Raw genomic sequence first — 6,551 nt, forward strand, 5'->3', positions numbered from 1 at the left:
GACCGCCACGATCTGGCACAACTGGACCACCAGCCAACCCGTCATGCGCTCGCTCACCGCGTACGACCACTGACCCCTTGGAATAGATCGTCTAGTGGGCCTTCCGGCGGTTGGACTCCTGCCGGACCGCCTCCGTGAGATCCCGGCAGGTGGTGCCGGCCGCGGTCCTCATCATCCGGTCAACCATCGCCCGCACAGATGTTTCATCTAGGAAGTCGTGCGCGACCTCCTGCCCTCCGTCGCCGCCGAGGTTGAACCGCAGATAGCAACGGACCGCGGCCACGATCACCTCCGGCGGGAACCGGAACCCGGCGAACGCCGACCTGGCGGCAGCCACGGCCGAGAGCGGGTCAAGGACTTCACCGCTCAAGTCTGCCTCGATCACGCTAACGCTCAACGCAACGAAGCCGTGGCCAGCGTCAGTACGCCCGCCACGGCGGTGAGGGCCCTCTGGGTCTCGACATCGAATCAGCTCTTGCCAAATTCCGAGTAGGACCCTAAAGATGGCCACGCTGCCTCGTCGCCAGGTCATTCGGACCGGGTGTCTGGTCCGAATGACCTGGCGCTGGCTCAGTGGATCGCCTTCCAAAACCCGCACTGGTGCGCACGGCTGAAGTCGATCCCCAGGATGCCCCCTTGGCCTGCGGTCAGCGAAAGGAGACGTCCATCGCCCCGGTACGGGCGCCAGGTGGGCAGTCCCGGCCCGTTGGGGTCGCCGGTGGTGGCAAAGTTTGCCCAGTAGGTGGTGAGCTGGCGGGATAGTTGCTGCTGTTGCGGGTTCAGTGGCGCCGTCCCATCGGGTCCGTTGAACGCCCCGTCGAACAGGTACGGCAGTTCCGCGCCGTGGCCAGCGCCCATCGGAAGGCCGGCGAATATCTGGCCGCTGTCCTCGGCGAACTCGTAGGTGTAGACGCTCGACTGCCTCGATGCGGCCTGGTCGGCGGGTAACACGGGGCAGGCGCCCAGCTTGCGCCCCCAATCGGTGAGCACCGTGGCCAGCGCGACCCCAGGGCTGGGGTAGGCGTTCGCGGGGTAGCGGGCCAGTACCGCCGTCGCGTCATCACCGAACACCTGGCCGACGACGCCCAGATACTGGTCGGCCGTCACGGGACGGCCGCGGACGTCGTAGTTGGCCGCGACGAAGGGGCGCATCTCGTCCCGGGTGCTCCCCTGAATCAGGGGCACGTCGGCGGCCGCCCCCCGCCGCATGGCCACCAGCGGCTGCAGCGGCAGGATCGGGGTTCCCGCCACGGGCAGCCAGGGCAGGTCGGCGATGCGAGCGGTGGCGGTTAAGACCTGATCGCCGCCGATGCTGACCAGCCGGGAGGCCGGGACGGCGCGTAGGCAGGCGAGTGCGTCAATCACGGGCGAGCAGCCCAGGTCTCTGGCCGCCGCCGTGCCCCGGGCCTGGGCAACCGACCGGGTCGCCATCGAGTTGGCGCAGGGGCCGCTTTGCACGATCGCCTTGTGGAACAGGCCGGCCGATGACGGTGATGCCAGGTGGGTACAGACGCTGTACGCGCCGGCCGACTGGCCGAAAAGGGTGATGTTGTGGGCGTCGCCGCCGAACTGGCCGATGTTGTTCCGCACCCAGCGCAGCGCGGCCTGCTGGTCGGCGATGCCGTAGTTGCCGGCCGCCGGGTCGCTCGCGGCGAGGGCGGGGTGGTCCAGGAAGCCCAGTGCGCCGAGCCGATAGTTGACGGTCACGACCACGACGTTGCCCTGGACCGCGAGTCGAGTCCCGTCGTAGTCGCTGCCCGCCCCAGAGACGAAGCCGCCGCCGGGCAACCACACCATGACCGGCAGCCGTCGGGCGTCGCCGCCGGTTGGCGTGGTGACGTTCAGGTACAGGCAGTCCTCGCTGCCCACCAGCGTGGACCCGTCCGGTCCTCCCAGTTGAGGGCAGGGGTTGCCGGGTCGGGTCGCGCCCCGGATCGACGACCACGGAGCCGCCGGCAACGGGGCCCGCCAGCGCAGGTCGCCGATTGGCGGTGCCGCATAGGGAATGCCGGCAAACGCCCGATGGTCGGCCGCGACGACCCCGCGCACCGGGCCGGAGCCGGTGGCGACGACCGCCGGATCCGCAGACTCGGCGTGGGCCACGCTGCTGAGTGCCCCGAACGCCGCTAAGAACGCGGTCAGGGCGGCAGTTATGCGCAGATGTCTCATGCCGTCACGCTAGAAACCGTACGTCGGCGACTCATCCGCTCCAGGGCGGCACCTTGACTACCGCACCGCGCGTAGCCGCCCGATACGACCTGACCCGTTCGGCGTAGAAGCTTCCCGGCTACGTCATCGAGCGTAGCTGAGGATCATCGCGCCGACGGACGCGCACCGTGTGCCTCAGGTGGAAGGTGGAGGCGGCCACAGCCGCCACGGTGCGGCGAATCCGCCCGAAAATGAGGAAGCGAGAAGGACTGAGCATGGCTCTCGAACGCAGCACCGCCGGGGGCGACGCACGGCTATTCAGACTGGGCTCCCGCACACGCAAGGGCGTGCTGGTGGTTCACATCGCGTCCGCCGGCGGGTGGCTTGGCCTCGACGTGGCCATGGCGGTGGTCATCTTTACCGCGCTGTCCGCCGACGACGCCGGTACCCGCGCGCTGTGCTACCAGGCGCTCCACCTCTTCGTGATCTGGCCGCTGTTCACCGCGGGCATCGTCTGCCTCGCCAGTGGCTTGCTCCTGGGACTGGGCAGCAAGTACGGCCTGGTGCGGTACTGGTGGGTCGCGGTGAAGCTGGCGTTGAACATCGTGCTCACCGGGCTCGTGCCCGTCGCCCTGCGACCGGGCGTGTCCGGGCTGAGCGAGATGGGCAGGGACCTTGCGGCCGGGCACGCGGTGACAACGTCGATCGGCAACATGATCTATCCGCCGATCGTTTCCCCGGCCGCGCTGCTCATCGCGATGGTGTTGGCGGTGTTCAAGCCGTGGGGCCGGATACGGATACGCAGGCGGCCAGAACACGACCAGTCCCCTCGAGCGTTCGCCGACGCCCCGGAGCGCTAGGGCTGCATCCCGCGGCCGAGCATTTGCGGTTGCCGGGCTGCGGGTCGCCGACGGCGATGACCAGGCGGGTGCTGGCATCGATGACGACCTGCAAGTTCGTCGAGTACCGGTAGTTCTTGCTCCGGGCGGCCAGGCGGCGACTACGACACCATCGTCTACCGCAGCTCGGCATCGCCGAGAAGCTGGACGGGCGGCCGATGATGGCCGACGGCAGCTTACCGCGGCAACCCCGAGGTGATCATGCCGTACCCCAAGCCCGCCGACGGCAGTGACCTTCGGACTGGAAGGAAGCCCTCAACGTCGAGCACCGAACCGTTCGAGCGGGGGTCGAACAAGCCCTGGCCAGGATGAAATGCTTCAAGATCCTGCGCGACTACCGCCGCGCCGCCCACACATTGGCCGGTGCCGCTTCCGGCATCGCCAACCTCCACAACATCATCCTCGCCGGCTGACCGCCGGTCTGGCCCAGGGCAACCGCCTTAACCCAGTTACGAGACGTCCCTTAGCCCTCCGGTTCCGGCGACGCCTTAACATAAAGGGGTGCCATGACAGTGAAACCGATCTTGATGAGAACGGCCTTCCTCATCGTGCCAAGCCGATCACCTTGTGCTATTCGCCCGAGAAGGCTGCGCGGGGCCGAGTCCGGTTGGCGCTTGGCGTCGAGCCATTCTCCGGGACTTGGTATGGCGTCAACCGGTTCGAAGCTGATGTTGGGTCGCCGCTCTGACCAGACAGAGCATCTGGTGTCCGGTCGCATGGCGCAGCGGACATCGTGGTGCCTGACGACGATCCGCGGTTCTCGGGTCATGGCGCAGAGGTGCTGACTGAAGTGATCCGCCCCCGGTGGTACTGGAGGTATTCGCGCTCGGCGGGGTCGTGGGTGAGGTCGATCGCGCTGTCGTAGGCGGCGGCCGCCTCCGCGCGGTGGCCGAGCCGTTCGAGCAGGTGCGCACGCGCGGCCCTGGCCGGCTGGAACCGTCGGGCCCGGTCGCTCGCGACGCTCAGCAGCTCGTCGAGCCGGGCCAGCCCGGCCGCTGGGCCCTCGACTTCGGCGGTGGCGACTGCGAAGGCGACCGCGCCGCCGAGCGACGGCGCGACCGCGTGTAGTGCGCGGTGCAGGTCCAGCAGCGCAGGCCAGTCGGTAGTGCCGGTCTGTCGCCGGGCGCAGTGCACCGCCTGGATTGCGGCCTCGAGTTGGAAGCGTCCGACCTGTCCGCGCGCATGCGCGGCGCGCAGGTGCTCGTGTGCCCGGTGGATCAGGCGGTCGTTCCAGCGCGACGGATCCTGCTCGGCCAGCGGTACGAACCGCCCGTCTCCGTCGAGGCGGGCGGGCAGGCGCGCGGTCGAGAGCTGGACGAGCGCGGCGAGCCCGTGCGCCTCGGGATCGTCGGGTACCAGCGTCGTGAGCACCTTGGCGAGGTGCAGGGCCTCGGTGGGCACCTGACGCGCCTCTGGCCCGGTCGTCGCCCAGTCGATGACGTACGCCCCGTAGACCGCCTCGAGTACCGCCGCCATCCGCCCCGGCAGGTCGCTGCGGTCAGGGATGCGGAACGGGATGCGGGCGGCCTTGATGCGCCGCTTCGCCCGTACCAGGCGGGTCGCCATCGTCGACGCGGGTACCGAGAAGGCGCGGCCGACCTGGTCGGCCGTGAAGCCAAGCACGGTGTTGAGCATGAGGGGGGTGTGCACGGCGCGCTCGATCGCCGGGTGCGCGCACACGAGCATCAGCTCCAGCCGCCGGTCGGGGATGGCGTCGAGGTCGAGGCCGTCGAGGTGTATCGGGGCGTCCCGCTCGACGTCGAGCGGTCCGGTGCGCTGCCACTCCGCCGACTTCCACCGGTCCCGTAGCCGGTTACGCGCAACGGTCAGTAGCCACCCGTCGGGAGTCCCCGGCACACCCTGATCGGGCCAGGTCCGCAGGGCCCGCTCAAACGCGTCAGCCAAGGCGTCCTCGGCGGAGGCGAGGTCGCTGGTCGAGGCGGACAGCAGGGCGAGCAGCCGTCCATAACTGTCGCGAGCCGCGACGGCTGCGGCTGCCCGCCCTTCGTCGCTGGCGGTCAACTCGTCCATGCCCCGTCGACGAACGCCGTCGCGCTCGGGCGTACCTCAACCACGCCCCACTGCGCGGCCGGGCATTTCTCCGCCCAACCGATCGCGGCGTCGAGGTCAGGTACGTCGAGGAGGAACACCCCAGCCAGCGCCTCCTTGGTCTCGGCGAACGGTCCGTCCTGCACTCGCAGGTCACCGTCCTTGCGGGTGACGGTCGTCGCCGCCGCGGTCGGCTGCAGTACGTCGGCCGACAGCAGTACCCCGGCCGCGCGCAGCGCCCGACCGTACGCGTCGAAGGCCGCCTTCGCCTCAGAAACGACCTCGTCGGTGAGCTCGCCCTCGCCCGGCTCACGGTAGTGGATCAGCAGCGCATAACGCATGGTCTTCTCCTTCGCTCCAAGTATGGCGCCGTGGCGCCTTCACCGAGATGACGAACGACGGCAGCCGGAATCGCCACCCACCGCCCGGCGGAGCCGGTCCACCTGCCGCATGTGGCATCCGCGCAGAGCGATCATGAAAGGTGGCGCCATGGAGCGAATCTATGCAACCGCGTACGGCGACGACCGTGCCGCGATGCGCCCAGCCACGACGGGCCACCGCTCCGGCGCGCTCTGACAGCGGCATGACCGGATATTCAGCGGTCCCTGCTCAGCGGCGGGTGTAGTGGGCGATGATCACACCCTTGGTGGTCGTGACGCTGTCGGTCAGGTCGAACTCGGTCAGTGGGGCGGGGCCCTCGAACAGTCGGGTGCCGGTGCTCAGGGTCAGCGGGTGGATGAGCAGGGTGTAGTGGTCGATCAGGCCGGCGGCGTGCAGGTCTTGCACCAGCGACGCGCTGCCGATGATCGACAGATCCCTGCCTGGCTGGGCCTTCAGGTCGGCCACTGCGTCGACCGCGTCGCCGCGCAGCAGGATGGAGTTCTGCCAGGCATCGGCGTCCTCCAGGGTCCGCGACACGACGTATTTCGTGGCCGCGTTCATGTGCGTGGTGACCGGGTTGCCGTCGGTCAAGCGTCCCCATGCGGTGATGAAGTCCTGCCAGGTGCGGCGGCCGAACAGCATGTCCCCCGGCGCGGTCATGGCCTTGGCCATCTCGCGGCCCATCACCTCGTCAGTGTACCGCTGGCCCCAACCACCGTGCGTGAAGCCGCCGCGGGTGTCCTCGTCCGGGCGGCCGAGGCCCTGCACGACACCGTCGAGGGTGACCCACATCGTGACCATGATCGAACGCATGAACCTGCTCCTTTCCATGCTGCGTGCCGCCCTTCCGCGGCCAGTCACCTCCTAGACGAACGACCGCGGACGAAATCGTCACCTCGGCGACCGCGTCACGCCCGGATCTCGGCATGTCGGGATGCTGGCCTGCCCACGCGGGTCGTAACCGTGCGTAGCGCGCGGATCGCGGCTACCTATTGACTGGTGCTACGACCGCAGCCAGGCCAGGCTTGGTCGAGGTGACCGGTGGGGTCGCTCTCATCGCGGCTGCCCACCGCA

At 69.1% G+C, this 6,551-nt stretch carries 6 protein-coding genes and 2 pseudogenes; 2 read left to right on the top strand and 6 right to left on the bottom strand.

Going from position 1 to position 6,551, the window contains the following annotated elements; all coding sequences use genetic code 11:
* Positions 1 to 91 precede the first annotated feature (91 nt).
* Together AB0F68_RS34945 and AB0F68_RS34950 are read right to left on the bottom strand one after the other, a co-directional pair.
* Positions 92 to 385: a hypothetical protein gene (locus AB0F68_RS34945; RefSeq protein WP_357346139.1), complete on the bottom strand. Its 294-nt coding sequence runs from the start codon at positions 383 to 385 to the stop codon at positions 92 to 94.
* A 185-nt stretch (positions 386 to 570) separates the two neighbouring features.
* Positions 571 to 2,169, bottom strand: a complete 1,599-nt coding sequence (locus tag AB0F68_RS34950) for a carboxylesterase family protein (RefSeq protein WP_357346131.1) — start codon at positions 2,167 to 2,169, stop codon at positions 571 to 573.
* Between the two features lie 254 nt (positions 2,170 to 2,423).
* Between AB0F68_RS34950 and AB0F68_RS34955 the strand changes: the two genes are divergently transcribed.
* Positions 2,424 to 3,008, top strand: a complete 585-nt coding sequence (locus AB0F68_RS34955; protein WP_357346133.1) for a hypothetical protein — start codon at positions 2,424 to 2,426, stop codon at positions 3,006 to 3,008.
* 25 nt (positions 3,009 to 3,033) lie between these two features.
* Here AB0F68_RS34955 and AB0F68_RS34960 read toward each other — a convergent pair.
* Positions 3,034 to 3,141 (bottom strand): annotated as a pseudogene (locus tag AB0F68_RS34960) (IS5/IS1182 family transposase); the annotation flags it as partial.
* Between the two features lie 83 nt (positions 3,142 to 3,224).
* Between AB0F68_RS34960 and AB0F68_RS34965 the strand changes: the two are divergent.
* A pseudogene (locus AB0F68_RS34965) lies at positions 3,225 to 3,460 on the top strand (IS5/IS1182 family transposase); the annotation flags it as partial.
* A gap of 352 nt (positions 3,461 to 3,812) precedes the next feature.
* Here AB0F68_RS34965 and AB0F68_RS34970 read toward each other — a convergent pair.
* The 3 genes from AB0F68_RS34970 to AB0F68_RS34980 form a co-directional block, all read right to left on the bottom strand.
* Positions 3,813 to 5,078 (bottom strand): DUF6596 domain-containing protein, encoded by a 1,266-nt coding sequence (locus tag AB0F68_RS34970; RefSeq protein ID WP_357346134.1) that lies wholly within the window; start codon positions 5,076 to 5,078, stop codon positions 3,813 to 3,815.
* Positions 5,066 to 5,437 (bottom strand): YciI family protein, encoded by a 372-nt coding sequence (locus AB0F68_RS34975; protein ID WP_357346136.1) that lies wholly within the window; start codon positions 5,435 to 5,437, stop codon positions 5,066 to 5,068. Before AB0F68_RS34975 ends, AB0F68_RS34970 begins: the two co-directional genes overlap by 13 nt.
* Before the next feature lie 268 nt (positions 5,438 to 5,705).
* Positions 5,706 to 6,290, bottom strand: coding sequence for a dihydrofolate reductase family protein (locus tag AB0F68_RS34980; protein ID WP_357346138.1), 585 nt, complete (start codon positions 6,288 to 6,290; stop codon positions 5,706 to 5,708).
* Positions 6,291 to 6,551: the final 261 nt, after the last annotated feature.

The sequence above is a fragment of the Micromonospora sp. NPDC023966 genome (assembly GCF_040639095.1).
Taxonomy (GTDB): domain Bacteria; phylum Actinomycetota; class Actinomycetes; order Mycobacteriales; family Micromonosporaceae; genus Micromonospora.

Coding starts and splice junctions, on each gene's coding strand:
- AB0F68_RS34955 (WP_357346133.1), top strand. CDS start 2,424: ATGGCTCTCGAACGCAGCACCGCCGGGGGCGACGCACGGCTATTCAGA.
- AB0F68_RS34980 (WP_357346138.1), bottom strand. CDS start 6,290: ATGCGTTCGATCATGGTCACGATGTGGGTCACCCTCGACGGTGTCGTG.
- AB0F68_RS34950 (WP_357346131.1), bottom strand. CDS start 2,169: ATGAGACATCTGCGCATAACTGCCGCCCTGACCGCGTTCTTAGCGGCG.
- AB0F68_RS34970 (WP_357346134.1), bottom strand. CDS start 5,078: ATGGACGAGTTGACCGCCAGCGACGAAGGGCGGGCAGCCGCAGCCGTC.
- AB0F68_RS34975 (WP_357346136.1), bottom strand. CDS start 5,437: ATGCGTTATGCGCTGCTGATCCACTACCGTGAGCCGGGCGAGGGCGAG.